This window comes from Clostridium tetanomorphum, assembly GCF_017873215.1.
Taxonomy (GTDB): Bacteria; Bacillota; Clostridia; order Clostridiales; family Clostridiaceae; genus Clostridium_AO; species Clostridium_AO tetanomorphum.
In genome coordinates this window covers 1-26,597 of sequence record NZ_JAGGKA010000004.1, presented here as the reverse complement: position 1 = coordinate 26,597, position 26,597 = coordinate 1, and the positions used below count along the sequence as shown (strand labels likewise).

At 27.3% G+C, this 26,597-nt stretch carries 26 protein-coding genes; 7 read left to right on the top strand and 19 right to left on the bottom strand.

Annotated features, from left to right (window positions below):
- Positions 1-87: 87 nt before the first annotated feature.
- The 12 genes from J2Z24_RS04890 to J2Z24_RS04835 form a co-directional block, all read right to left on the bottom strand.
- Positions 88-1,086, bottom strand: coding sequence for a glycosyltransferase (locus J2Z24_RS04890; protein WP_035148731.1), 999 nt, complete (start codon positions 1,084-1,086; stop codon positions 88-90).
- 20 nt (positions 1,087-1,106) lie between these two features.
- Entirely contained in the window at positions 1,107-2,099 is a 993-nt protein-coding gene (rfbB, locus tag J2Z24_RS04885; protein WP_035148784.1) for a dTDP-glucose 4,6-dehydratase, read from the bottom strand.
- On the bottom strand, positions 2,096-2,665 hold the full coding sequence (rfbC, locus tag J2Z24_RS04880; RefSeq protein WP_035148730.1) for a dTDP-4-dehydrorhamnose 3,5-epimerase: 570 nt from the start codon (positions 2,663-2,665) through the stop codon (positions 2,096-2,098). The genes rfbB and rfbC overlap by 4 nt, the downstream gene beginning before the upstream one ends.
- Before the next feature lie 16 nt (positions 2,666-2,681).
- Complete coding sequence (gene rfbD / locus J2Z24_RS04875) at positions 2,682-3,566, bottom strand: dTDP-4-dehydrorhamnose reductase (RefSeq protein ID WP_307861361.1); 885 nt, start codon at positions 3,564-3,566, stop codon at positions 2,682-2,684.
- Positions 3,567-3,588: 22 nt separating this feature from the next.
- Positions 3,589-4,332, bottom strand: coding sequence for a sugar phosphate nucleotidyltransferase (locus J2Z24_RS04870; RefSeq protein ID WP_035148728.1), 744 nt, complete (start codon positions 4,330-4,332; stop codon positions 3,589-3,591).
- 269 nt (positions 4,333-4,601) lie between these two features.
- Positions 4,602-5,699, bottom strand: a complete 1,098-nt coding sequence (locus tag J2Z24_RS04865) for a DegT/DnrJ/EryC1/StrS family aminotransferase (protein ID WP_035148727.1) — start codon at positions 5,697-5,699, stop codon at positions 4,602-4,604.
- 22 nt (positions 5,700-5,721) lie between these two features.
- The gene (locus J2Z24_RS04860; RefSeq protein WP_207714598.1) at positions 5,722-6,678 is read right to left on the bottom strand and encodes a GNAT family N-acetyltransferase; all 957 of its coding nucleotides are present in this window, start codon (positions 6,676-6,678) and stop codon (positions 5,722-5,724) included.
- Positions 6,679-6,698: 20 nt separating this feature from the next.
- On the bottom strand, positions 6,699-7,577 hold the full coding sequence (locus J2Z24_RS04855; RefSeq protein ID WP_051593305.1) for a glycoside hydrolase family protein: 879 nt from the start codon (positions 7,575-7,577) through the stop codon (positions 6,699-6,701).
- A gap of 21 nt (positions 7,578-7,598) precedes the next feature.
- A complete protein-coding gene (locus tag J2Z24_RS04850; protein WP_035148726.1) occupies positions 7,599-8,285 on the bottom strand; it encodes an acetyltransferase in 687 nt (228 codons plus the stop codon).
- Between the two features lie 15 nt (positions 8,286-8,300).
- Entirely contained in the window at positions 8,301-8,696 is a 396-nt protein-coding gene (locus J2Z24_RS04845) for a sugar 3,4-ketoisomerase (protein ID WP_035148725.1), read from the bottom strand.
- A gap of 21 nt (positions 8,697-8,717) precedes the next feature.
- Entirely contained in the window at positions 8,718-9,656 is a 939-nt protein-coding gene (locus tag J2Z24_RS04840) for a glycosyltransferase (RefSeq protein WP_085059082.1), read from the bottom strand.
- Positions 9,653-11,599, bottom strand: coding sequence for a glycosyltransferase (locus tag J2Z24_RS04835; protein ID WP_051593303.1), 1,947 nt, complete (start codon positions 11,597-11,599; stop codon positions 9,653-9,655). The genes J2Z24_RS04840 and J2Z24_RS04835 overlap by 4 nt, the downstream gene beginning before the upstream one ends.
- Before the next feature lie 263 nt (positions 11,600-11,862).
- Here J2Z24_RS04835 and J2Z24_RS04830 point away from each other — a divergent pair, with 263 nt between their 5' ends.
- The 4 genes from J2Z24_RS04830 (at position 11,863) to J2Z24_RS04815 (ending at position 16,545) form a co-directional block, all read left to right on the top strand.
- Positions 11,863-12,849, top strand: a complete 987-nt coding sequence (locus tag J2Z24_RS04830) for a DUF6385 domain-containing protein (RefSeq protein ID WP_111947728.1) — start codon at positions 11,863-11,865, stop codon at positions 12,847-12,849.
- A gap of 184 nt (positions 12,850-13,033) precedes the next feature.
- Positions 13,034-14,803, top strand: coding sequence for a tetratricopeptide repeat-containing glycosyltransferase family 2 protein (locus J2Z24_RS04825; RefSeq protein ID WP_035148722.1), 1,770 nt, complete (start codon positions 13,034-13,036; stop codon positions 14,801-14,803).
- A 14-nt stretch (positions 14,804-14,817) separates the two neighbouring features.
- Positions 14,818-15,669 carry a DNRLRE domain-containing protein gene (locus tag J2Z24_RS04820; protein ID WP_241393026.1) on the top strand — a complete coding sequence of 284 codons (852 nt, stop codon included), beginning with the start codon at positions 14,818-14,820 and terminating at the stop codon, positions 15,667-15,669.
- 147 nt (positions 15,670-15,816) lie between these two features.
- On the top strand, positions 15,817-16,545 hold the full coding sequence (locus J2Z24_RS04815) for an accessory Sec system protein Asp2 (protein ID WP_035148720.1): 729 nt from the start codon (positions 15,817-15,819) through the stop codon (positions 16,543-16,545).
- A 69-nt stretch (positions 16,546-16,614) separates the two neighbouring features.
- Here J2Z24_RS04815 and J2Z24_RS04810 read toward each other — a convergent pair whose 3' ends face one another.
- Positions 16,615-16,989, bottom strand: coding sequence for an HIT family protein (locus tag J2Z24_RS04810; RefSeq protein WP_035148719.1), 375 nt, complete (start codon positions 16,987-16,989; stop codon positions 16,615-16,617).
- Between the two features lie 79 nt (positions 16,990-17,068).
- Positions 17,069-17,944 carry a hypothetical protein gene (locus tag J2Z24_RS04805; protein WP_051593302.1) on the bottom strand — a complete coding sequence of 292 codons (876 nt, stop codon included), beginning with the start codon at positions 17,942-17,944 and terminating at the stop codon, positions 17,069-17,071.
- 270 nt (positions 17,945-18,214) lie between these two features.
- On the opposite strand from J2Z24_RS04805, the gene J2Z24_RS04800 reads away from it, so the two are divergent.
- Positions 18,215-19,927, top strand: coding sequence for a methyl-accepting chemotaxis protein (locus J2Z24_RS04800; RefSeq protein WP_051593301.1), 1,713 nt, complete (start codon positions 18,215-18,217; stop codon positions 19,925-19,927).
- Between the two features lie 52 nt (positions 19,928-19,979).
- Here J2Z24_RS04800 and J2Z24_RS04795 read toward each other — a convergent pair whose 3' ends face one another.
- Positions 19,980-20,597 carry an IDEAL domain-containing protein gene (locus J2Z24_RS04795; RefSeq protein WP_035148718.1) on the bottom strand — a complete coding sequence of 206 codons (618 nt, stop codon included), beginning with the start codon at positions 20,595-20,597 and terminating at the stop codon, positions 19,980-19,982.
- Between the two features lie 160 nt (positions 20,598-20,757).
- Between J2Z24_RS04795 and J2Z24_RS04790 the strand changes: the two genes are divergently transcribed.
- Positions 20,758-21,171, top strand: a complete 414-nt coding sequence (locus J2Z24_RS04790; protein WP_051593300.1) for an HNH endonuclease — start codon at positions 20,758-20,760, stop codon at positions 21,169-21,171.
- A 140-nt stretch (positions 21,172-21,311) separates the two neighbouring features.
- Here J2Z24_RS04790 and J2Z24_RS04785 read toward each other — a convergent pair whose 3' ends face one another.
- The 3 genes from J2Z24_RS04785 to J2Z24_RS04775 form a co-directional block, all read right to left on the bottom strand.
- Entirely contained in the window at positions 21,312-22,211 is a 900-nt protein-coding gene (locus tag J2Z24_RS04785; RefSeq protein WP_035148716.1) for an HD domain-containing protein, read from the bottom strand.
- A gap of 181 nt (positions 22,212-22,392) precedes the next feature.
- On the bottom strand, positions 22,393-22,896 hold the full coding sequence (msrC, locus tag J2Z24_RS04780; RefSeq protein ID WP_035148714.1) for a free L-methionine (R)-S-oxide reductase MsrC: 504 nt from the start codon (positions 22,894-22,896) through the stop codon (positions 22,393-22,395).
- Positions 22,897-22,913: 17 nt separating this feature from the next.
- Positions 22,914-23,705: an inositol monophosphatase family protein gene (locus tag J2Z24_RS04775; protein ID WP_035148776.1), complete on the bottom strand. Its 792-nt coding sequence runs from the start codon at positions 23,703-23,705 to the stop codon at positions 22,914-22,916.
- A 155-nt stretch (positions 23,706-23,860) separates the two neighbouring features.
- On the opposite strand from J2Z24_RS04775, the gene J2Z24_RS04770 reads away from it, so the two are divergent.
- The gene (locus J2Z24_RS04770) at positions 23,861-24,019 is read left to right on the top strand and encodes a hypothetical protein (RefSeq protein WP_173680050.1); all 159 of its coding nucleotides are present in this window, start codon (positions 23,861-23,863) and stop codon (positions 24,017-24,019) included.
- Between the two features lie 61 nt (positions 24,020-24,080).
- On the opposite strand, the gene hypF is transcribed toward J2Z24_RS04770, so the two are convergent.
- Positions 24,081-26,354, bottom strand: a complete 2,274-nt coding sequence (gene hypF / locus J2Z24_RS04765) for a carbamoyltransferase HypF (RefSeq protein ID WP_035148712.1) — start codon at positions 26,352-26,354, stop codon at positions 24,081-24,083.
- Between the last annotated feature and the right edge of the window lie 243 nt (positions 26,355-26,597).

The window sequence follows — 26,597 nt, the reverse complement described above, 5'->3', positions numbered from 1 at the left end:
ACATAAAAATTTACCCATAAGTTTGGAAATAATAACTTTATGGGTAATTTTTAAATTATCAATTCATTATATATTATATCTACTTTATTAAATATATTTTTCTTTACATACTGTTTTTATTATTTCATCTATTTTTTCCGCTCTAAATCTCCAAGAATTAAAATATGCGTACACTTGTCTTCCTATTTTTTTATTTTTCTCTTCTAAAGCTAATTCAATAAGATTACTGAATTCTTCTTTATCATTTGCCACATATACAAAACTTCTATCCAATGATTTAACTTCATGTATTGGTGTTGATATTATAGGTTTACCAGTGCTTAAATATTCAAATAATTTTATAGGGCTTACACAGTTTGTCATAGTTGTTACTTTAAAAGGCATTATAAATAAATCCATTTTAGCCATATCATCTATAAGAGTAAAATAATCCTTTCTTCCAAGATAAACTATATTATTTCTCTTAATAGGATCTCCTATTTCATAAAAGTCCCCTATAAATATAAATTTCTTATCTTCATTTGTCTTTGCTATATAATCTATTATTTCATAATCAAGCCATGGTGCTACACTTCCTATAAATCCTATTTGCTTTACCTCATTTTTAGGAATAGTCTCTGCTCTTTTAAAATACTGAAAATCAGCTCCGTTTTTAACTATATGGCATTTATCTTTAAACTTTTCTTGATATTCATATAGCTTATCTGCAGAACATAGTATTATATCACTTTCACTACTTATTTCATCAAAATTACTTTTCCAATGTTCAAATTGCTCACCTGGATAATCTAGACAATCAAATATACTTATATCTCTTGGTATAGTCTTATTTGCCTTATATTGTGGTGGATAACTTTCAACAAGAATTATAGGTCTTGGTAAAATATCAAAGTTTATATTACATTCTCTCACAACTATAAACAGATTATCATTTATTTTCTCTACGGGACTACTCTGTTTAATATGCATTGCTGGATTTATAAAAATGCAAAGATATCCAAGCAAACTCATTTGATATAATAGCTGTTGAGGTCTTTGATACATCCATCTAAAATCAACAGGAGATGGGTATATAATTGTAGGCATAATTTATCACCATTTTTAAATTAATTAGAAAATTTTTTCATATACCATATAATAGTATTCTTTAATCCTTCTTCAAAAGAAACATAGGGCTGCCATCCTAAATTGTGTAATTTCGATGAATCTATAGCATATCTTCTGTCATGTCCTAATCTATCTTTTACATGAGATATGATATTTTTATTTATTTTATACTTTCCAAGTTCATTTAAAATATCTATTATTAAATTTACTATATCTAAATTGGTCTTTTCGTTGTGGCATCCTATATTGTAAACTTCCCCGTTAATTCCCTTATTTAACACCAAATCAATAGCCCTACAATGATCTTTTACATAAATCCAGTCCCTTACATTAAGACCATCTCCATATATAGGTATATTCTTTTCATTTATGCAATTATATATAGTCATTGGTATTAGTTTTTCTTTATGCTGAAAAGGTCCATAATTATTTGAACATCTAGTTATATTTATTGGTAATCCATAGGTGTAATAATAAGACTTAACTAACATATCTGCTGAAGTTTTACTAGCAGAATACGGACTCCTAGGACATATAGAAGATTGCTCTGTAAAATATCCCTCTTCTCCTAAAGAACCATATACCTCATCTGTAGATATTTGTAAATACTTCTTATCATTACTTTTTTGGTAACTATCTTGCCAAAAATTCTTAAAAGTATCCAACAGAATAAATGTCCCCTCTATATTAGTTCTTACAAAATTATAGGGATTGTCTATACTTCTATCCACATGAGATTCTGCCGCAAAATTTACTACATAATCTATATTAAATTTATTAAAAACTTCATAGAGTCTTTCTTTATCACATATATCTCCTTGTATAAAAATATAATTATCATTATTTTCTACTTCTTTTAAATTCTTAATATCCGCTGCATAAGTCAATTTATCATAATTTATTATTTTTATTTCTTTATATTTTTTCAGCATATATAGTATAAAATTTGCTCCAATAAATCCTGCCCCTCCAGTTATAAGATAAGTTTTCATATTTCCTCCTTATAATTGTTTATTACAGTATTTAGTCCTTTCCATTTCTTATCCTTTTCTGATAGTATAATTTCCTCTACCCTATTTATTGGCCAATGTATATTAACATCTGCATCATTCCAAATTATTCCACATTCATCTTCTGGATGATACATCTCAGTACACTTATAAATAAATTTTGCAGTATCTGAAACCACCAAAAATCCATGAGCAAATCCTTCTGGAATATACAACTGCCTTTTATTTTCTTCACTTAAATAAACTCCTATCCATTGACCAAGAGTTTTAGATTTAGCCCTTATATCAACGGCTACATCAAATACTTCTCCTTCTATAACTCTTATAAGTTTACCTTGAGGATATTTTTTTTGAAAATGAAGCCCTCTTAAAACTCCTTTTCTAGATTTTGATTCATTATCTTGTACAAATTTTTTACTTAGTTCATTTTGCACAAATTCCCTTAAATTATAGCTTTCCATAAAATATCCTCTTTTATCATTAAAAACTTTATTTTCTATAATATATACGTCATCAATAAAGGTTTTTATAAATTTAAAATTTGCCATTATATTCTCCCATAAATTATTTAAAATTCTTCATAAAATTAAAAAGTGCCTCCTGCCAGTGTGTCATATGGTTTCCTATAGTGCAAGGAAGCATAACACTATGAAGTACTGAAAAAGTTGGCCTTTTAGCTAATCTTTTTATTTTATCTGAAGTTATAGGGGTTATTTTGCAAGATATATGAGCAAAATCTAATATTGATGTTGCAAAATCATACCAACTACACTGTCCTCTTCCTGTACAATGATATATTCCATATTCCTCTGTATTCAATATTTTAAGAATATGATATACAAGTTCATCACAGCTAGTGGGACTTCCTAGTTGATCTTTTACTACTTCTAACTTTCCTCTATCTTTAGCTATATCAATTATAGTGCTAACAAAATTTTTCCCATAGTTACTGTACAACCAAGAAGTCCTTACTATGAAATATCTACTTGAAAAATTCATTACATACTTTTCACCTAGTAATTTACTTTTTCCATATATATTTTGTGGACATGGCAAGTCCATCTCCGTATAAGGTTTTTCTCCTTCGCCGGAAAAAACATAATCCGTAGATATATAAATAATCTTTGCATTAACCTTTTCTGCAGCTATAGCCAAATTTCTTGCTCCTAAAGAGTTTACAGCAAAAGCCTTCATATTTTCTTTTTCACAATTGTCTACTAGAGTATAAGCTGCTAAATTTATAATAAATTGTGGTGAAAGCTCCTCTATATATTTCATTACAGACGCATAATTTGTAACATCAAGCTCTTTAGAACTAGGTGTTACTATATGTGCATCTTTATAATTTGAATCTATATTTCCTAAACTACTACATCCACTTCTTAAACACTTTAATATACTCTTTCCAAGCTGTCCAGAAGCTCCTGTTATTAATATTTTCAATTTCACCACCTCTTTTTATGGATAACTTTTAATTAACATTTTGTTGTAAAATTTCATCTAAATTTATATCCTTAGCTAAATTATTAGAGTACAATAATGAATCAAAAGTTCCTGCATCTGTCCACCAACCCTTTAATATATCAAAGGTTAATTCACTATTTTTTATATACCAGTTGTTAACATCAGTTATTTCCAGTTCTCCTCTTCTAGAAGGCTTTAAAGTTTTAATAATATCAAAAACCAATTCATCATACATATATATACCAGTAACACAATAATTGCTTTTAGGTAGTGATGGTTTTTCTTCAATAGATATAATTTTGTTACCATTAAGCTCTGCTACTCCATACCTTTCTGGATCTTTTACTGCTTTCAATAAAATTTTCGCTCCTGTACATTGCTTAGAAAATTTGTCTACATATTCTTTTATACTATCTTCAAAAATATTATCTCCCAGTAAAACAAGAGATTTATCTTTATTTACAAAATCTTCGCAAAGGGCTAATGCCTCTGCAATGCCTCCAGCTTTGTCTTGAACTCTAAAGGTAAATTTTAATTTATATTTTTCTCCACTACCTAAAAGATTTACTACTGATCCCATGTGCTCTTTTCCTGTAATAACCATAATGTCTTCTATTCCACATTCCTTTATTTTGGCTATGCTATAATCTATCATTGGATATTTACCCACTGGTAATAAATGCTTGTTTGTTACATCAGTAAGCGGGGACAGCCTTGAACCTGTTCCCCCTGCTAATATTATCCCTTTCATCTCTATCTATCTCCAATTTTAGATTTTATCCACTAGCTACCATGCATAATAATCTCTTTTTCTACCATTAAGAAATCTAGAACTCTTTGCCTTTTAATCATTTAAAGGTGTTATGTTACGCATAGTGGCTATATTTCTGGATAAGTTCTTCTAAGGTTCAGATGAAGGGAAAATTTCTTCTAGTAAAACTTCACCTGAACCTAAGAATCACCTTATTACTTATAATAATTCTTTAATTTATCATATTCATAAAACCATATATTGTGTTACTATTCATATATATTTAAAGCATTTATGATATAATCTATTTCTTCCTCTTTCATTCCATACCATATAGGAATGCTTAAAACTTCTTTTGCTAGTAATTCCCCTATTTTAAAATCTCCATTCTTATAGTTCAAATCCTTATAACATTCCTGTAGATGTATAGGAATAGGATAATGAATTTGTGTATCTATTCCTATATCATGAAGATGCTGTTTTAAATTATCTCTGCTTTTACTTCTTATAACAAATAAATGCCAGACCTGTTTCATATTCTCAAATATATTTGGTACTGTAATAAAAGGATTTTTTATTTCATTAATATATTTTCTTGCTACTCTAGTTCTTTCATTATTCCATTTAATTAAATATTTTAACTTTATTCTTAAAACTGCCGCTTGTATTTCATCTAATCTAGAATTTACCCCCTTATAATAGTGATGATACTTTTTTATAGAGCCATAATTTCTAAGAGCTATTATTTTTTCATATATGTGCTTTTTATTCGTAACCACGGCTCCTGCGTCCCCTAAAGCACCTAAATTCTTTCCTGGATAAAAGCTAAAAGCTGCTGCATCTGCAAAACTTCCAACATGCTTTCCATTATAAATTGCCCCATGAGCCTGAGCGCAATCCTCGATTACTTTAATGGAATATTGTTTTGAAATTTTAATTATTTCATCCATATCAGCTGGTGTTCCATAAAGATGAACTGGTATTATTGCTTTTGTTTTATTTGTTATATGATTTTCTACTAAAGAAGTATCTATATTAAAATTTTTAGTATTAACATCTACAAAAACAGGTTTTGCCCCTACATAGGATATGGCTAAAGCTGTAGCTATGAATGTATTAATAGGAACTATAACTTCATCTCCATCTCCTATATCATTAGCCTTAAGGGCCAATACAAGAGCATCTAACCCATTGCCACAACTAGCACAATATTTAGTATTACAAAATGTTTTAAACTCATTTTCAAAATTGTCCACTTCTTCTCCTAAAACAAAGTCATTTTTATGATATATTTGCATAAATTTTTTCTGCACTTCGTCTTCTATCTCTTTATGCATAGATTCAAAATTGGCAAATGGAATATTCATTTTTCTCCTCCTTAAGCTAATGTTATAGTGTTAATTCATAGCAATCATATGCTACTGCTCTTCCACCAAACATTTCTTTTTGTCTAATTAATCCTTCATTTAAATAAAGTCCATTATTCTCAGTAGAAATTCCAAAATCAAAATAAATTTTATCCTTATAATATTTATTTATTAAATCATAAATTATAATATCTAAAGCTCCACATTTCTCTCCTTGTTTTGAAACTGCCATATATTGAGTATGAGCTATATTTAAATTTTCATATATTATTGTTCCTGCAAGAATTTCTTTATTCTTATGGCAGATAAAAAGCTTTATATTTTCTGGAAAATTAAGAGATAATTTTTTTATTTCATCAGCTGTATGCACAGGCTCTTTATTATATTTTTCTTTTAATACTCTATACTCAAGCTCCATAAATTCTTTAAAATCAAAACTTCTCTCTACCTGCAACTCATTTTTTAAAGCTTTATTTACTGCATACTTTCTACCTTTAGATAACTTTAATTTTTCATTTAAATATATAGTAGAAGACAAATCTCTTTTTATGAGCTTGAAGCCACACCTAAATAAAGCATATAAATCTTCATCAGAAGGTATTTTATTGTATATATAGGGAATAGGTTTATAGATTATATTTGATATATTATTTTCTCTGCAGTATTTTATAATAGAATTGAATATTTTTATCATTTGACCTGTAGTTACTGAAGTGTCACATACCATTCCACCAAAAGTTAGTCCTCCGTGGCTTACTAATTCCCACTTCTTATCTTCTTTTAAATTTATATTAGCAGGAAGAATCGCTATTAATTTTCTATTTTTAAAAAACATTAACGATCTATCTATGAATCTATGACTATGATAATCCATATAGTTTCTATTGAACATAAAATGGGTATTTTTACCCTTATCTATTAAATCATTCCAAAGGTCTTTCTTGTCTTTACTATAAGGCTCAATATAAATTTCTTCCATATTTACACCTCTTATAATTTTTATAAAAGCTGTGCATATCCAAAACCTTCTTTATCATAACCATTGCCATTGTAAAATAAATATACATTATTGTTGCACTTTGTAATTGCTGGATAAGCCATCATTTCGCTATCCCATCCATCTTTTGAAAAATCAATATTAAGATCTTTGTCTTTTCTAATCCAATTAATTCCATCAAAAGATTCTGCATAGGCTAATCTATAAGTTAAACTTTCACTTCCTGCACAAAAAAACATTTTATATATACCTTCATCTTTTATTACATAAGGTCTACCTACTCTATATTCGTCCCCAGATGTAGGAATTACTGTAGTACCTGTAAAATCAAATTTTTTTAAGTCCCTTGTTTCTCCATATCTTATATCATATATGGGAAGAGTCTTATATTTGCCTTTTTTAAAACAATTTCCTCCTCCATACCAAACCTTAAATATTCCATCTTCAAACACTATGGAGTGTATAACTCTAAATAATGTTTCATAAGAAGTTCTTTCCATTATAGGTGTATTTAAATATCTTTTAAAAGTTTCCCCTCTGTCACTGCTTACAGCAAGTCCTGAAAATATAAGCATTCTTACCTTATTGCCTAGTTGATATCCAGCATAATACATATAGAGCTTATTCTTATATTCAATAACTGCACAAGGTACTACCCCATTGTCATCAAAGCATCCTTCTTTTCCTATATCTAAAACAGGTTTTTGTGATACTTTTATTACTTTAGATGGATTTGAGCTATTTACATCAATATAATGCACTCTACTTACTCCATTTTCATCTCTAAAACCTGCAAATATTCTTATAATATTATCTGAAAACTTATAAGGTGTAGGTTGAAGTCCTGGCTTATATATTTGTCCTTTCTTTATCCATTTCAATATAATCCCTTCCTTCAAAATTTAAATACCAAACTTCTCATAGACAGTTTTCTCTATTGGTTTTGCTGGACTTCCTACATATATTTTCCCTTTATTCTCTATAGTTTTTGTAATAACTGAACCTGCCCCTATTAAAGTATCTTCTGCAATACTTATGCTGTCTACTAATGTGCTATTAACTCCTAAAAAACAATTTTTCCCTACATTGCAGTATCCAGATATAACTACGTGAGATGATATAAAGGAATTATCGCCTATTATAGCTCTATGTCCCACATGATTACCACTCCAAAGCACTACATTATTCCCTATATTCACATTATATTGGATAACATTGTTTTCAAATATAAATGAATTTTCACCTATCTTTGCATTTCTCCAAACAAAGGATTTAGAACTAACATAGGATACAAATTTATATCCTTTATCTTTAGCTTCATTATATAGTCTAGTCCTAACTCTATTAAGCTTAGTAAAAGTTATAGCAGTAAAAACTTTATATTTTTCCTTGGGATAATTCTTTTCAATATCTTCAAAAGCAATTACAGGAATGTTAAATAAACTGTCTTTAGTTATATAGTCCTTTTCTACGGCAAAGGCAACCACTTCATAAGGTGAATCATAGGTAAAATACTCATAAGCAATTTCTGCAAATTCTCCATCTCCTATAATTACTATAGGTTGTTTCTCTTCTTCAAATCTATCCATATAAACCCCTCCATCTCAATTTAAACTGTTTAAAAAGCTACTATAGTCTCTTATATAATCATCTTCACTATAATAATCAGAGGCTAGTACCATTAAAACAGCATCCTGTGAAAAGTCGAACATCTCCCTCCATGTATTGGGTCCTATATACAATCCCATATAAGGTTTATCCAAAATTACAACTTCCTTTTCTTTTCCATTATCTAATAACACTTTACAACTTCCATTTATGCATATTAATATCTGTTTAAGTGTTTTATGAGAATGCTTTCCTCTTACCACATACTTCTTCGTATCATACATATAATAAATTCTTTTCACACTAAAAGGTATGTCCTTGTTTTCTTCTATAGCTACTAAAACCCCTCTGTAATCCCCTATTTGCTTAAAATTATATTTTATAATTTCCATGTCTAACCTCTATTTATACAATTAATTTTTCAAGCATATATTTATTGCTTCCTTTAAACATATAAGAAGTTCTTCTCGTAATGATCTAAATTCCTCATCTTTATTGTCTACTTCACATATAGTTTTTAAATTTCTACTATAGTCAGTAAACCAGTTTATAATGCATTGTTTATATTCTTTAAAATCTTTTATAAAACATTTACTCTCATAGGATTTATTTATAAGATAATTCCACTCCAATGCACCTTGTATCTGAAGATTTACATTATAGGTATTTTGGTCTTTATGAATTCTAAAAAAACTTAATGGTTCTCTTATATATATTAAGTTCCCTTTCTTCAAAAGCTTTAACCATAATGCTACATCTCCTATGCATTTAAACTTTACTCCTTCGTATTCTAAAACATTTTTATCAATGCTTTCCTTTTTGAACATAGCTGTAGTAAGTTCTCCAACTACATTCATCCTGTTTTTAATCATAAAATGGCCCAAACTTTCACCTGAAATTTTACTATTTCTATCTATTAATGGTTTAGTAACTTCTAAATCTGGAATAAAATTATCATTGTCATCTATAAGTTTTCTATAAGACGTGACTAAAGTAATATCTTTGTGTTGTTTGAAATAGTTAAGCATATTTTCTATTTTATTTTTAGAAAATATATCATCTTGAAGAAGAAAATTTATATACTCTCCACTACACATATGAAAACATTTTTGCAGATTTTTGGCTCCTCTATCTCCTAGTGGCCCTCCATTATTATAGTATTTTATATTACTATAATTATTAATATATGATTTTATAACATTGTTAATATCATCTGTACTACTATCATCACATACAATTATTTCTATATTGTTATAACTTTGATTCACTACACTATCCAAAGCCTTTTTAAAATATTTTTCTTCATTATATGCAGGTATTAAAATGCTCACTAATGGATTATACTGTTCTATATTATCTCCTCCTTTTCATATTCCTTTATAAACTTCAATCTATACTCTTCATACCCATCTAAACTTACTATGCCACAATTGTGTATGAACCAAGGATTAAATTGATTTATAACTGCTACTTTATACCCTTTTCTATAAAACTCTTTGCATTGAGATATATCATAAAAATGCCATCCATTAAATACATCTTCTCTCCAAGTTATATCTTTAGAAGTTATTAGTATTAATCCGTCCAAAGCTTCTACCTCTTTATATAATCCACCAAAATCATTAAACTTTAAATAACTCATATTATTGTTATGATTATCAAATACTTTACCATAACACTTTCCTTCCCACCATATAGCATTCTTAGGTAACTTTTCACAGCCTGTACATCCTAAAACCCCTAAATTTTCATCCTTATTGAATATATTTATAATATCTCTTATAAAATATTTATTTAATATATAAACATCTTGATGTATATATACTTTATACTTAGCATTGGTATTATTCATAGCAACATTATACCCACTAGTTAAACTTGGAGCATTTTCTACAGCTAATATTTCACAAGAAACATTAGCATAATCATTTAATCTATTTATATAATTTTTTGCTTCTTTAAATTTATTTCTATTATTTATACAGCATATAAATGCAATCTTGTTTTTATCTATATTAATATTGCTATCTGTTGTTTTGCATTTATTATAATTTAAATATCTCACCTTTACCTTTTCTTTTTTATCTATTAAATTTATTAGAATTTTATTATACAATTCAATTAAAGAATAATTATTAAATTCTTTAGTCAATGTGGCTTTTATATACTCTTCTTTTAACTTAAATATATCTCTATTTATTATAAAGGTTCCCTGTTTTTTTATAAGTTTCACTGCATTTATAAAATCTTTTTCAAAATTATATAAGTTCTTAACTTCTATATAAATATAGTCAAAGAGATTTTTTCTCTCCATATTATATATTTCATCATAGGTATATATAGTAATACTCTTTCCTATTCCTCTATCATTATTCCATCCACAAGGAGCAAGTGTTTTTATTAAATTAATATCATTTTCTATTCCATATACTTCTATATTCTTAAATATAGTTTTTAGATAAAGAAGACTTCCTCCTCCTCCACAGTTTACATGTAGAAAGCTAAATTTATCTAATGAGTTTTCATTTAAAAATATTGGAGTGTCTCTATTAAATCCAAAAATTTCATCTGAGGCAACTCCCCATTTTTTATAGAATTTTTCTCTATTAATTAACATTGAATTGCTAAGAAAAGATAAATTTTTATTGAAAGAAACACTGCCAAAATGATGTATATAACAGTCTTTACAAAGCATAAGTCTATATCCTTCTCTTATAATTCTCAAAGAATAATCATCATCTTCAAAATTTCCTGGTGTAAATCTTTGGTCTAAAAGTCCTATTTTATCTAAAACCTCTCTTTTTATAAGCATACAAAAACCTACAAGTTTTAGTCTCTCTTCCCATCTATTACTATCTGATATATTGTTTACTTTTGCAAAATCTTGAAGTTCATTTAAATTTTTATAACTTGCATTTATAGTTTGAAGATATGAGCAACTATTAGTTACAGCTCCTACCGCTCCTATATCTTTACTACTATATAGGCATTTATTTAAATTTAACAACCAATTATTAGTTACTATTACATCATTGTTTAAAAGTAAAATATCATTTTCTTTATTTGCAATCTGTATGCCTTGATTACATCCTTGTGGAAATCCTCTATTACTTTCATTTAATATAAATTTGATTCCTTTTAATCCCTTTATATAATCTACTGTTCCATCCTGAGAACCATTATCTACTATTATCAGTTCATAAGTTCTCTCTTTAGTATATTTTCTAATACTTTCTAAACATAATTTTGTATACTTCAGATTATCCTTTGTAAGTATTACTATACTTGTTTTCATAAGATCCCCATCCTTAAATGTTAGTGTACGCTTATATAATCTATTCATTTAATTATTAATTTGTGCAAAACTTTGTATTGATTGATGATTTACAATATCGTATTTAGCGAATATATTTACAACCATGGAAATATAATAAAATGAACATTAAAAATCACATATTCACACAACTTTTAATATATTAAATTACGAACAAAAATAAGTTCTTAAATAGTTAGAAAAATTCTTACTAAAATTTGAAATAAAAAAAGGATGTGTTCTTTATGCCTAATAAGGTTGTTTTCAGCAATATAGCTGAAGACTTAAAAGTTCAAATCTATGGAAGTACAGGGACAGGGACAACCCCTATAAAGGTTACTTCTGATGGTTCTGTTAGTATTACTGGTGATATTTCTATAACAGCCACTGATTTAGATATAAGAAATTTGACTTTCACTCAGGATAGCGTATATGTTTATGGTTCTGACGGTTCAACTGGTCATATCTTAAAAGTTGACGATGCTGGTAATGTAATTGTAACTGCTACAGATTTAGACATTAGAAATTTACTTGCTACTTTAGATACAGTTACTGTTACTGCTGAAGACTTTGACATTAGAAATCTACTTGCTACTTTGGATACAGTTACTGTTACTGCTGAAGACTTTGACATTAGAAATTTACTTGCTACTTTGGATACAGTTACTGTTACTGCTACAGACTTTGACATTAGAAATCTACTTGCTACTTTGGATACAGTTACTGTTACTGCTGAAGACTTCGACATTAGAAATCTACTTGCTACTTTGGATACAGTTACTGTTACTGCTGAAGACTTCGACATTAGAAATCTACTTGCTACTTTAGATACAGTTACTGTTACTGCTACAGACTTTGACATTAGAAATATTTCCTATACAGATGATTCAATTGAATTAGGTTCTAGAAGGGTAACAGAGTCTTCTAATACTACTCTTATAGCAAATGTAATAGGAACTAACGACCCAGTATTTACAATTGACACTTCAATCTACTCTGATGCATCAATATTCGTAAGAAATACAGGATCAGCTGATATAGGTTTTGATGTAGAAGTTTCTCCTTTAGATGATGGTAATTATTTCGTAGATGATGGAGCTGCTACAGTTACTGTTCAAACTTCAACTTCGGGTTTACTTCCTGTAGGTAGATATGGTAAGTATACAAGGCTTATATTTAATACAGCTGGTTCCTCAGCTACTGCTGAATTATATTTTGTAGGTGTTGTATAATATAATCCTCACTATTATTTAAAATTTTTCTGTCACATGATGTTAAGTTATTGCTAATTTTAGTATGATAGCTATAAGATAAAATTAACCGGATGTTGAACCTATTAAATTAGGTTTAATATCCGGTGTTATTAAGTAAGTCATAAAGCTTATATAAATTTAATATAATTAGGAGGGGCTTTCCTTGATAAGCTTATGTATGATAGTAAAAAATGAAGAAGATAATTTGGACAGATGCCTAAAAAGTATCGAAGGCATAGTTGATCAAATTATCATTGTAGATACAGGTTCAACAGATTCTACTGTAAATATAGCCCAAAAATATACTGATGAAATTTATTATTATAAGTGGGATAACGACTTTAGTGCTGCAAGAAATTTCTCTTTAGAGAAAGCTAAAGGAGATTGGATATTATTATTAGATGGTGATGATGAAGTTCCCGAAGAATATAAAAATAAAATTTTAGAGCTTACTTCTAATAAAAATATTGAAGGTTATTTTTTTAAAACTATAAATTTTTTAAATTCATCTTATAACAATAAAGATGTAATAGTAAATTCTAACTTTAGATTATTTCAAAATAAACCTTTTTATAGATTCAGCGGAAGAATTCATGAACAGCTAGCATCTAATATAAAAAAAATATGTCCTGAAGCTATATTAAAAACTGAAGATATAGAAATATATCATTACGGCTATTTACAAGAAAATGTTGAAAAGAAGAATAAAAGACAACGAAATTTAAAAATACTTGAAGAAGAAATAAAAGCATCTCCAAATGATCCTTTTACAGAATTCAATTTAGCTAGTGAATATTATTCCTTAAGACAGTATGATAAAGCTATTCCACTTTATATTAAAGCTATGACTAATTGTAGCCCAAATTTAGCTTATTATACAAAAATAATTATAAGACTAACTTTATGTTTTATTGAAACTAAATTATATGAAAAAGCATACGATTGTATAAACACAGGATTAAAATATTATAATAAATTATCTGATTTTTATTATCTTAGAAGTTTAATTCACCTAAATCTGTCAAAACCTACTTTGGCTATAGATGATTTAAATAAATGTATTGAATATGGAGAACCTCCTCAAGAAATTGCTTTCTTTAGTGGAGTTGGAAGTTATTTAAGTTACGAAAGATTAGCAAATATATATTCTTCTTTAGAAGATTATGAAAAATGTCTAGACTGTTGTTATAAGACATTAAATTATAATAGCAACATTAATATAATCTACCTTCTTGTACACTGCCTATACAAACTTAATTTAGACAAAAATTATATAAGAAATACACTAAATAAATTATTTGGAAACAATTTATCTAATAGTGCAAGTATCATTTCTCATATACTTGTTTGTGAAAAAGATTATGCCTTAGCCTTGGAATACTGTAATGTAGGACTTAATTCTAAAAAAGATGATAAACTTTTCTATTTAAAAGGTCTTTGCGAATTTAAACTTTTTAATTTTAATGGATGCTTAAATAGTTTCTCTAATATAGTATCTGATGCCTATAAGGAAGAATCTTTATTATTTAAATTTTTATCCTATATTAAGCTTAATAAAGAAGATGAAATTTCCAATTTACTAAATGAGAAAAGTAAGGTTACTGATATATGTAAATGCTATTATTTGCTAATAAATAGCAAAGAAGTTAATGATATTACCGATGACGAAAATGAATCTATAATTTACTCAAAAATTATATTTAAGCTTTTAGATATTTTATTAGAATTTGAAGAATATGATAACTTTGAAAAAGCTTTAGAATTATTAAATTTAATAAATGACAACACTTTACTTTTAAAATTAGGTAAACTTTATTTCAAATATGAAAAATATAATTTAAGTATGAAAGAACTTTTACGTTCTATTAATTTAATGAATGTAATGGATGGAGAAGGTGCTAACATCTTAAACAAACTCTATTTAAGGATGTGATTACTTTGCCTGAAATGATATTTTATTCAGACTATGATGTAACATTAGATCAAGCAAACCCAGGAACTAACTGGGCTGAAAGCGACTTTTTATTATCAGGCTTATATTTATCTTCATCTACTCCCCCTTCTCTTTATAGAAGCCTTCTTCATTTTGATGTAAGTTCGATACCTTCATCTGCTGTAATAGAAAGTTGCACTTTAAGCTTGTATGTATATAGCGCAGTTGATCCTAATATAAGAGATTTTTTTACTCCTTATTTGGTTAATTCTTCTTGGACAGAAGCTACAAAATGGGCTACTCAACCAGGAATAAATTACTCAATTAGAGGTTCTTCCGAGGCAATAACCTCTAGAGGATTTGTAAATTTTGATATTACTACTTTATTAAAATATTGGGTTGGTACTGGAATTAACAATGGTTTAGTTATTAACTCTACAGAAATAGTAGAATATGGAGTTAAAACTTTTTTTAGTAGTAATGAAACTACTTCACTAGGACTTAGACCTTTTATTAAAGTAGTATATAATGATCCATCTTCTGTGTTTATATATGAACGAAGATTTGAAAATATGACAGATACAGTAATTACTTCTCCTTCAGAACAAGCTACTGCTGCAATAAATATATCCAATATTTCTGAATACACTATATTCATTAGAAACATTGGTGATAATCCAATTAAGGTATCCTTAGATGTAAGTCCAGATGGTTCAAATTTCCTTCCAGATACTACTGACGAGCCTTTAGCTGTAGGAGAATTAGGTTTAATTACTCCAAAATATTTTACAAATTATATTAGACTTAGATATTCTTCTCCTGATGGGATTAGTAATTTAAAATACTGGATATTAAAACAATATTAAATTATTCTTAGGTTCAGATGGAATTCACTTATATAAAATACTCCATCCATCTGAACCTTATTAAGAGCTCCTTCTTCTTTATATAAAATACTTATCTAAACTTGGTGGTTTTAAGTATCATAATTGCAAATAAAGAAGGTGATTTTATTGCCCTATATAAATGAAGAAATATTTCACTATTCTTGCGATATTAAATATGTATTTAAGAAAGCTATTAAAAATTATAAATACCTGATGATAATTTTTTCAGCCTTTAGCCCAATTGGTGAACCACCCCATTATAGTTATATAACTACTTTTAATGATATAGATATTAACAAGCTTTATATATTAGATGATTATGGTGATAGAGGCTGTTATTATCTAGGCAAACATAGATCTTTTAACTTTGAAGCTTCAGTTTACAAACTTATAAAATGTATTTTATCAAAATATAATATAAATGAGAGTAATGTAATATGCACAGGTTCTAGTAAAGGAGGCTACTCTTGTCTATATTATGGTATGAAATATGGTATGGGGTATATAATATCTGGAGCGCCTCAAAGTAAAATAGGTTCATATCTGATAAAGCAATGTCCTACCGCTATGAATACAGCTAAATTTATATCTGGTGATATAAATAATAATGATATTATATATTTGGACAATTTAATATTTGACATAATAAAAAAAGTTCCTATTGTATCCCAAATATTTATTCATGTTGGTAGAGGAGATTTCCATTATGAAAATCATGTTATGCCATTAATAAATACTTTTGATAAATACAAAATTAAATATGAATTAGATATTGAAGATTATTCTTCTCACAATGATACAGGAATATATTATCCAAATTATTTAAGAAAAATATTACTCCATATTATGAAATAATTGTAAGCTTCAGCTGGAGTTTCCCTAAAATCAAAACCTTCCCCCCAACTGAAGCTTAAAATATTTTTATTATCCATCATATTCTACTAAAGCTTTCTTAAGTTTTCTAACTCCTCCCCTAGGATTTTCTATATCTCCTTTATATCTAGGAATCAGGTGTACATGTAAATGCATTATAGTTTGTCCGGCATCATAACCAACATTTACTCCTATATTATAGCCTGATGGCTCATACTGAACATCTAACATTTCCTTCACTTCATGCAATAAATTGCGTATAGATTTTACTTCTTCTTCTGTAGCTTCAAAATAGCTTGCGAAATGCCTTTTGGGTATTATAAGTACATGTCCTTCATTTACTGGATGCTTATCCATTATAGCAAAAGCTAACTTATTTTCTGCTATTATTTCTAGTTCATCATTATTACAAAATATACAATTCATTTTTCTTCTCCTTAACTCTAATAATATATTAATTATATATTATAAACTAAATTATAACTTTTTTTAAATTAAAATATTATTAGTTTTCCAAACCCCTCAACATATTTTCCAGTTCTATTATTTTCTTCTTTCCTTCTTTGTAATTGCTATCCTTAGTTAAAATATATCTCAATAATTTATCAGCTTTACTATAAAATCTTAGATTGATAAATCCTAATGCTTTTCTATATAAAATATTTAAATCCTCTCCTCCTTCTTTAATTATTTTGTTCCAATATTGTATAGACTTCAAAGGATTTTTGTATAAAAGTTTATCTCCTTCTTTTAGGTAACTATTCAAATCATTAAATTCATCCTTTGTTACGAAAGTTAACTGGTCTTCTGTTATAGGTTGATCATATCTTTCATAACTATAAGTTTCTATATATCTTATACAATTTTCTATTATTTCCTCTGCTTCTTCTCCTTTTGCAAACCATGTATTAGATTTACCCATTCCCTTTCCTGCTCCTATTACTCTAGCAGGATATATTATATAAGTTCTATGCATAGGAGGTATCAAAACACAATCTTCCACCTTCGCTTTTATATTATAAATTAATAAAGAATTTTCTTTATAGAATCTATATACTGTAGCATTTTTATACCATCCTATTATTCTCCCTCCTACTTTATCATTGGGTCTTTTAGCTACCCATATTACTAATACTTCTTCTAAGGAATCCTTATTCTCCCCGCTATCATCTATTTTTTCTAATTGAAGTTCACTATTTTTATTTCCGCTAGATTTTGTGCATACATACCCATAATAATTGCCATCTATATTCAAAAAATTATATTGTTCAGCTCCTTTATGATTTTTATCCACATATTCTCCTGATAATGTAATATTATCATCTCCTGTAACTCCTTTATATCTCTTCATCCACCCTATGTTACAGAACAATATCTTCATTAAAAATCCCTCCATTTTAATTAAATTAATAAAGCCCCCCCTATACTATTTCTAATATAAGGGGGCGTTTTATAATTTTTTAAAATAAAAATTATCATTTCCAATCATATGTATTTAATACATTCAATTGAATATTATATCATATTTTACAATAAAATTCACTATATAAAAGTATTTTAATAAATTTTATAACTTATTTTAATTTAATAATTCAGAACCACCCTAATATGTTTTTAATATTATATATTAAGAATATAGGAGATGATTAATATGAAATTCATTAAGAATTTAAGAATAAAAACAAAACTTATACTGTCATTTCTCTTTATGACAGTAATTATTATAATGGTTGGATTTACTGGATTAATTAGCATAAAAACTATAAATAAAAACGCTTCTACTATGTATATGTATAATTTAAAAAGTATAGATGATCTACACTTAATAAGGGAAAATATATTAGATGCACGAGCTGAGCTACAAGCATCAATTTTCATAAACACCGAAGAAGAAATTCAAAGTAGAATTAACAATATTGAGAAATTAAAACTTACCAATAATCAATTAATAAATAAATATGATAAATATCCTTTATCTCCTGAAGCAATGAGAATATGGGATAAATTTAAAGAAGATCTTGCAATATATAGGGAAGCTCAAGCTAAAACAATTCAATTAATAAAATTAAAAAAGTTTTCTGATGCTGAAAATTATTGGCCTGAAATGAGAAAATCCAGAGAAAAAATACTTGTATCCTTAAATAATTTAATAGATAAAAATACTACTATGGCTAAACAATTTAATGATACAAATAATCAATTATATAGAAAAATGATAATTACAATGATCTTCATTATGATTTTGGGATTATTAGTATCAATAGTACTATCAATAATAATATCAAAATATATTTCTAATTCATTAAAAGAAGGATTAAACTTTGCAAAAGCCATTGGTAATGGAGATTTAACTTATAATATTGACTTAAAGTCTAATGATGAATTAGGTGAATTAAGCAAAGAGCTTCATTTAGCTCAAAGTAATATGAAAAATTTAGTACAAGCTATAATTGAACAATCTAATGAAAGTAGTATAGAGAGTGAACAGCTGCTTAAAAGTATAGAAAATATAAATACTAAAATAAAAAATATAGATAAATCTACTCAAACTATAGTTGAAGAACTTTCCGAAGTTAATGCTACTACTGAAGAAATTACAGCATCTATTGAAGAAGTTAACGCTGGAACTACTGAACTTTCAAAACGAGCTATTGAAGGAAGTAATGAGTCTATCAATATAAAAGAGAAATCAGAAGAACTGAAAGCTAAAGGTAATTTATCAAAAACTTCAACTAATAAATTGTGTGAAGAAAAAGAAAAAAATATAATTAAAGCAATAGAAGATGGGCAAGTAGTTAAAGAAATAAAAATAATGGCAGATGCTATAGCAACCATTGCCGAACAAACTAATCTTCTTTCATTAAATGCAACTATAGAGGCAGCAAAAGCTGGAGAGTATGGAAAAGGATTTGCTGTGGTAGCTAATGAAATAAAAAAACTTGCAGAACAATCTAATAAAAATGTTTCCAATATACAAAATATCGTTGAAAAAGTAGAGTTGGCATTTAAAAACTTATCAGATAATTCTCATGAAGTTATAGAATTTATCAATAATAATATTAAAAAAGATTATGATTTATTAGTTGATACAGGAAATAAATATGAAAAAGATGCTAAGTTCTTAAATGAAATGTCTCAAAATATTGCTGCCATGTCTGAAGAGATTAATGCAACTATAGATGAAGTATCTACAGTTGTACAAAATATTTCGCAGTCACTAAACAACAGTAATAACAGTTCAAATAATATACTAGAAAGCATAAATGAAACTTCAGTTAACATGAATAAAATAGTTTCAATTGCAGAAAAACAATTAACTATAACTACTAAATTAAATGATTCTATAAAACAGTTTAAAATATAACAAATATTTCATATATAAAAGCGTGGAAATCATTCCACGCTTTTTAAACTCTTTAATTTGTAAATCTTTTAATTTCTTTTGATAAAATTTTAAACATATTTTCATTTCTACTATCTAATGCTTCGTTTATAAGTATATATAAAGCATTTAAATAAAGCTTATCTTTTTCTATCTTTCTCAAAAATCCAGTTGTAGTTTTATTTAACTCTTCTACTATTCTTCTTTCTCTATAAAAAGCATTTAATGCTATTAAGTATTCCCCTATTTCTTCTTTTGAAAGTACAAAAAATACTCTAGAATTAGAAATCTTATTCTCTTTAATAGAACAAATTTTTAGGTAATTCTCATTTAAAGAAGAAATAACTATTTTTTGTCCTTCCTTAACTAAGAATTCTTCTTCTATATCTAAAGAGTTTTTTACATTAAAATATACCTTTTTTAAGAAATTAATATAATGTGTAAATTTATTTTGTGTAAAAACAAAGTTATTGAATTCATTACTTCTTTTAAAACATAAATTGTACACTTCTTGTCCCTTAAAGTCATTCTTTGCAACAAACAACATATAATCTAAATATCTATTTAAAGTCCTCTCTGGAATGAATCTTACGCCGTACTTAAATCTGCTACCCAATGTATTTTTTGGTAAAACAAAGTTATTTATTTCCACGACAAATTCTCCTTTTTTTCGATTAAATTACAACATAGTATATTATACATTAAAAAAATCATTATAGCGCCTTTTGCGAAATATTAAGATAATTTAAATTTTAGATATAGTTTTTATTTTATTAAGGTTATAATATTATTGAAAGGATCTGTGATATTCTATGAATATACCTAATAAAAATAAATATTATATATATACTCGAGATAACGGTAAATGTTACTATTGTGGAAAAAATTTAAAATATAATAATATAACCTTAGATCATTTTCTTCCTAAAAGCAAAAAAGGTACTACAGACATTTTTAATTTAGTTACCTGCTGCAAATTTTGTAATAAATTAAAAGGAAATAGAATCCCTGAAAATTATGAAGAAACTATATTGCAGCTATTTTTAAAAGCTGTAGATGATAATTATATATTAGGAAGTGGTTTAAAAGTTTCTCAAAAAGATCTTAAATCAGATCTTGTAAAAGTAACTAAGCTAGAAGGGCTAACAGATTATTTCATATTCCAAAGTTTAGAAAAGAGATTTTATGTAAAAAATAATAGAGTATTTAAAATAATACATCTTTAATCAATTACAGATTACAGATAACAAAGCACAGAACATATTTTCAAAAACAATAATGTTAGCAAAGAATTTTTTCCTTATCTGTACTCTGTTCTCTATATTCTGTTATATTAAAAATTACTTATAATTTGTTACACTGTCAACTAATAATAAATTTTTCCTTCTATTCTTCTTTCATAGTTAGACCAGGTGCCCGGTGTAAGTCCTGCTTTTATCTGAGATATCTTATTCAAAGTAGCATCTACATAATCTGCATAATGAACTATATAAGCTTCTTCTGTGTTTGGCTGCTTAGGTGACCCATATTCCATCTTTCCATGATGTTGTACTATGCATCCCTTCATTCTTTCTTTAAACTCTTCATTGTAAACATCCATATCAGCTCCAAAAGCTTCTTCAAGCATAGTTACTCCTATAACAATATGTCCTTCCATTTCTCCTTTTAATGTATAAGAAAATGGTCCATCTACAAAATACTCATATATTTTTCCCATATCATGGAGTTTTGCTCCAAGTATGGCTATTTCCTTGTTTCTACAGTCATATCTATAGGCAAAAATTTTAGTTAAATACATAACATCTAGAGTATGTTCTGCTAATCCACCTCTATAATTATGATGTTGGCTTACTCCTCCTATACACTTTTTAAACTTCTCTACAAAATCCTTATTTCCAAAGAAATATTTATCTAAAGTTATTATTTCTTTACTCTTAAACTCTTCCTTTGAAATTTTATCAATTTCCTCCATTATCTCTTCTATAGGTCTTTTCACCGTTGGTAAGTAATCCTCTATATTAACCTCTTCTATTTTTTTAAAAGATCCTATTTCAAAAAATGCCGCCATTTTACCTTCTACTTCTATTACATCTCCTACACTGAGCCTATCTTCATTATCTGGAACTAAAGCTTTAATATCTCCTGTATTGTCACCTAAATAACAAATAGTATTTCCATTATCATCTCTATAAAGTTTCTTCATTATCATAAAACTTGACTTTACATTTAACCCGGATTTTATATCTTTACTATATACCTGTTTCATCACTATCTTTCTCCTTTCCTATGATTTATTAAATTATGTAGCCAAAATATAATCTTTACTAAGTTCTTTTTGCATATATCTATTATGTTCAATCCAATATAAAAATATAAAAGGATTTAAGATTTCTAACTCTTTAAAATCTTAAATCCTTATGTAACTAAATGTAACTTTAATATTAAATTTAATAACTTATTTGTCTCCAATTTGTATATTTATTTAATATATCCATACATTGTTTTAAATATTTTTCTTCCTTTTCTGTAAATCTTCCTTGATAAGGACTATCTAAATCTAGAACACCATATACTTTATCGTCTTTTATAATAGGAATAACCAATTCTGAGTTAGATGAAGCATCACAAGCTATATGTCCTTTAAAACTATGTACATCCTCTATTCTCATTACCTTTTTTTCACTTACTGAAGTGCCACAAACTCCACTTCCAACTTTTATCCTATTACAAGCTGGCAATCCTTGAAATGGTCCTAGTACCAACTCTCCTTTTTTCATTATATAAAATCCTACCCAATTAGTTCTATCTACTAAAGCTTTTATTAATGAACATGTATTACTTAGATTGGTTATTATGTCTTTTTCATCACTTATTAATCCTTCTAACATAGTAACCATATTTTCATATTTTTCTTCCTCATTTAATCCTTCAAATACACTTATATCAAACATATTATATCCCCCTAAACTTAAAAATATTTATATACTTCATTAATTTTATTGTAAACTAATTTCACTACTTCTCCATTACCTGCAATAACATTTATTCCTTCTTCCCCATTCTCTTTTCTTATTTTTGAAGTAAGTATATTTCCGCCAGCTTCTTTTACTATAAGTTCTCCAGCTGCTAAATCCCAAGGTCCTAATTTAAGCTCCCAATATCCATCTATTCTTCCACAAGCTACAGAACAAAGATCAAAAGCAGCACTTCCCGTTCTTCTAATTCCCTGTATATCCTTTACTATATTATCAAATAAATTTACATTATTATGCGTAGATATTTTCTTATCATAAGGAAATCCTGTAGTAAGTATACAGCTTTGGAGTTCTTCTTTATTTCCTACTTCTATCTTATTTTCATTTAAAAATGCACCTTTTCCTTTTATTGCATAGAACATTTCATTAAGTTTAGGAACATATACCACACCTAAAACAGTTTCTTCTAAGTGCTTTAAGGCTATTGATATACAAAATATAGGAAATTTATGTAGATAATTATTAGTTCCATCTAATGGATCTATAATCCAAGTATAAGAACTTTCTAAACTCATTTCTCCCTTTTCTTCAGATATTACTGAATGATTTGGATAGTTTTCTTTTATTTTTTCTATAATAATCTTTTCTGAAAGAATATCCACTTCCGTTACCATATCTATTTTAGTACTTTTACTAGAATATTTAATATCCTCATTGAATTTTTCTAATTGTATTTTACCAACCTCTAGAACCCATTGTTTTACATTTAATAATATCTCTTTCATTTCCAAGAAAATCACCTTCTTCTCTTAATTATACATTATCAATTTTATACTAAAAATACTTAATTGTGAAATTATATTTATTTTTAAGTGAATTATTAATTTATTAAAGATTTTATGAGATAATAAATAAAGAAGAATAAAACGAGGTGATTTATTTGGATAAAGATGTAAAAGTAGCTCTATTAAAAGAAGAATTAGAAGAATTAAAGGAAAGCTTTAAATATCAATTTGGTGATAATTATATGGATTATCCTGAAGTTCAAGCAAGGCTTGAAGTTATTAAAAATATGATAACCTTTTATGAAGAAAATTAATGAGGTTATTTTAAGCTTCAGCTAAAACAACCTTATATAAAATACATTATCTAGCTGAAGCTTAGAGTAACTTATCCTTAAAAATATTATAATTTCCTATAATCAATTGTCCTAATGACACCCCTCCATCGTTACAAGGTATTTTACTATGTGTGTAAACTTTAAACCCCTCTTCTTGAAGCTTTTTTACCGTTCCTAAAATCAAAATATTATTTTGAAAGACTCCTCCACTTAAAGCAACTTTATCTATTCTATATACATTCCTTATTTTTTTGCACATATCCACAGTAAGCTCTATTATAGTATTATGAAATTTTTTAGCTATAACTCCTTTTTCTACACTGTGAAATAAATCTTTTAATATTCCTTTTATTATTTTTTCTTCTTTTATAATAAATTCCCCTTTGTGATTTACTATATCATAATTATAAACTCCTTTTTCTTGAGGATTACATATATTCTCTAAAGCTATGGCGGCCTCTCCTTCATAAGTAATTCTTTTCTTTAAATTTAAAAGCGATGCTACTCCATCAAAAAATCTTCCCATACTTGAAGTCTCTATGCAATTAACATTTTTTTTAATGATTTTTATTATATTTTGAAGTAAATATTTATCATTAAAATCCTTCCAAGGCAAAAATACTCCCCATTCTTCTCCAAAACATTTATAAATATAACTTAATCCTATCCTGAAAGGTTCCTCTATAGCCTGTTGTCCTCCAGGTAAAGGTATATAATCTAAATGTCCTACTCTTTTAAATTTTCCTAAGGAAGTTATTAAAAATTCACTTCCCCATATTTTACCGTCTAATCCATAACCTGTACCATCATAAGCTACTCCTATAACTTCATCTTTAACTCTATTTTCCACCATGCAACTTACTATATGTGCATGATGATGTTGAATTGGAACTTTCCTTCCTTCAAACCTTTTACTTAACACATTCCCCATAAAGTGAGGGTGCATATCGAAACATATTCTTTTAGGTGCTATATTATATATATTTTTAAAATGCTCTATACCTTTTTTAAAACTATTATATACTTCAAAATTACTCATATCTCCTATATGAGGGCTAATAAATATAGAATTCCCCTTAGATATGGCAAAAGTATTTTTTAATTCCGAACCACAAGCTAAAGTATCTTCTATTCCCTCATAATGTAAATATCCTGGAGCATATCCTCTAGCACTTCTTATTACATATTCTTTATTCATTATAACTTTTACAACGGAATCATCTACGGGCATATATATATTTCTATCGTGTAATAAAAAATAATCTACTATTTCATTTAAACCCTCTAGTGCTTCCTTATTACTATACACCATAGGAAGTCCACTAGAATTAGCACTAGTCATAATCAATACTTCTAAATCATTATCAAATAAAAGTATATGCAAAGGAGTATATGGTAACATTATTCCTAGGTTGTTATTATCTGGCGATATGTTCTTTGGTAAAAGACTATTCTTTCTTTGAAGTAATAATATAGGTTTCTTTATTCCATTTAATACTGTTTCTTCTAGTGGACTTACCTCACAATATTTCTTTACCGTATCCATGTTTTTCATCATAAGAGCTAAAGATTTAAAAGGTCTTCTTTTTCTTTCTCTTAGAATTTTTATAGCTATTTCATCTTTTCCGTTGCAAACTAAATGAAAACCTCCTAATCCCTTAACTGCTATGATTTTACCATGTTTCAACAACTCTTTTGATTTTTCTATGGCCTGCTTTTCTTCAATAATATTTCCATGAGAATCTGCAAGCCATACTTTTGGTCCACACTCCTTACAAGCATTAGGTTGAGCATGAAATCTTCTATTTAAAGGATTTTTATATTCTTCTTTACAAGAAGAACACATATTAAATTCTTTCATAGTAGTCATTTCTCTATCATAAGGAAGCTTTTCTATTATAGAATATCTTGGTCCACAATTGGTACAGTTTGTAAAAGGATATTTATATCTTCTATTATTAGGATTTTTTATATCCTCCTCACACTGCTTACAAATGGCTATATCAGGTGAAATAATAGTGATAGAGTTACTGTTACTTTCATTACTTTTCTCTATATTAAAGCTTTTATATTGCTTAACTTCTTTTCTACTCACTTCTATTTTTTCAACTAGAGAAAGTGGTGGAGGATTAATTTTAATCTCTTGTAAAAACTTATAGATATTATTTTTATCTCCTTCAACATCTATATAAACTCCCTTAGATGTATTCTTTACCCATCCTTTTAGTCCATTTTTAACTGCCTCCCTATATACAAAAGGTCTAAAACCTACACCTTGAACTATTCCTCTAACTACTATATATCTTCTCTCCATAATAATTCTTCCTTAAATTATGTTTTATTTTTCATATTAGAATGTATTTAAATTTACTTATAATTATTACCTTTTATTTTTTATAAATACATAATAAGTATATAAAATCATTAATAATCTTTAAACTTATATAATAAAAAAATTTTAGAATCGAGTAGGAGGGAAAATTAATTAAATTTTCCCGACCTCTCACACCACCGTGCGTACCGGTCTGGTACACGGCGGTTCTTTAAGAATTATGTG

Excerpts from the sequence above, each read along its gene's own strand:
- J2Z24_RS04860 (WP_207714598.1), bottom strand. The coding sequence starts at position 6,678 with ATGGAAGAAATTTATATTGAGCCTTATAGTAAAGACAAGAAAGACCTT.
- J2Z24_RS04850 (WP_035148726.1), bottom strand. The coding sequence starts at position 8,285 with ATGGATAGATTTGAAGAAGAGAAACAACCTATAGTAATTATAGGAGAT.
- J2Z24_RS04835 (WP_051593303.1), bottom strand. The coding sequence starts at position 11,599 with ATGAAAACAAGTATAGTAATACTTACAAAGGATAATCTGAAGTATACA.
- J2Z24_RS04890 (WP_035148731.1), bottom strand. The coding sequence starts at position 1,086 with ATGCCTACAATTATATACCCATCTCCTGTTGATTTTAGATGGATGTAT.
- J2Z24_RS04845 (WP_035148725.1), bottom strand. The coding sequence starts at position 8,696 with ATGGAAATTATAAAATATAATTTTAAGCAAATAGGGGATTACAGAGGG.
- rfbB (WP_035148784.1), bottom strand. The coding sequence starts at position 2,099 with ATGAAAACTTATCTTATAACTGGAGGGGCAGGATTTATTGGAGCAAAT.
- J2Z24_RS04805 (WP_051593302.1), bottom strand. The coding sequence starts at position 17,944 with ATGAAGATATTGTTCTGTAACATAGGGTGGATGAAGAGATATAAAGGA.
- hypF (WP_035148712.1), bottom strand. The coding sequence starts at position 26,354 with ATGGAGAGAAGATATATAGTAGTTAGAGGAATAGTTCAAGGTGTAGGT.
- J2Z24_RS04820 (WP_241393026.1), top strand. The coding sequence starts at position 14,818 with ATGATATTTTATTCAGACTATGATGTAACATTAGATCAAGCAAACCCA.
- J2Z24_RS04870 (WP_035148728.1), bottom strand. The coding sequence starts at position 4,332 with ATGAAAGGGATAATATTAGCAGGGGGAACAGGTTCAAGGCTGTCCCCG.
- J2Z24_RS04800 (WP_051593301.1), top strand. The coding sequence starts at position 18,215 with ATGAAATTCATTAAGAATTTAAGAATAAAAACAAAACTTATACTGTCA.
- J2Z24_RS04785 (WP_035148716.1), bottom strand. The coding sequence starts at position 22,211 with ATGAAACAGGTATATAGTAAAGATATAAAATCCGGGTTAAATGTAAAG.
- J2Z24_RS04810 (WP_035148719.1), bottom strand. The coding sequence starts at position 16,989 with ATGAATTGTATATTTTGTAATAATGATGAACTAGAAATAATAGCAGAA.
- J2Z24_RS04790 (WP_051593300.1), top strand. The coding sequence starts at position 20,758 with ATGAATATACCTAATAAAAATAAATATTATATATATACTCGAGATAAC.
- J2Z24_RS04830 (WP_111947728.1), top strand. The coding sequence starts at position 11,863 with ATGCCTAATAAGGTTGTTTTCAGCAATATAGCTGAAGACTTAAAAGTT.
- J2Z24_RS04775 (WP_035148776.1), bottom strand. The coding sequence starts at position 23,705 with ATGAAAGAGATATTATTAAATGTAAAACAATGGGTTCTAGAGGTTGGT.
- msrC (WP_035148714.1), bottom strand. The coding sequence starts at position 22,896 with ATGTTTGATATAAGTGTATTTGAAGGATTAAATGAGGAAGAAAAATAT.
- J2Z24_RS04865 (WP_035148727.1), bottom strand. The coding sequence starts at position 5,699 with ATGAATATTCCATTTGCCAATTTTGAATCTATGCATAAAGAGATAGAA.
- rfbC (WP_035148730.1), bottom strand. The coding sequence starts at position 2,665 with ATGGCAAATTTTAAATTTATAAAAACCTTTATTGATGACGTATATATT.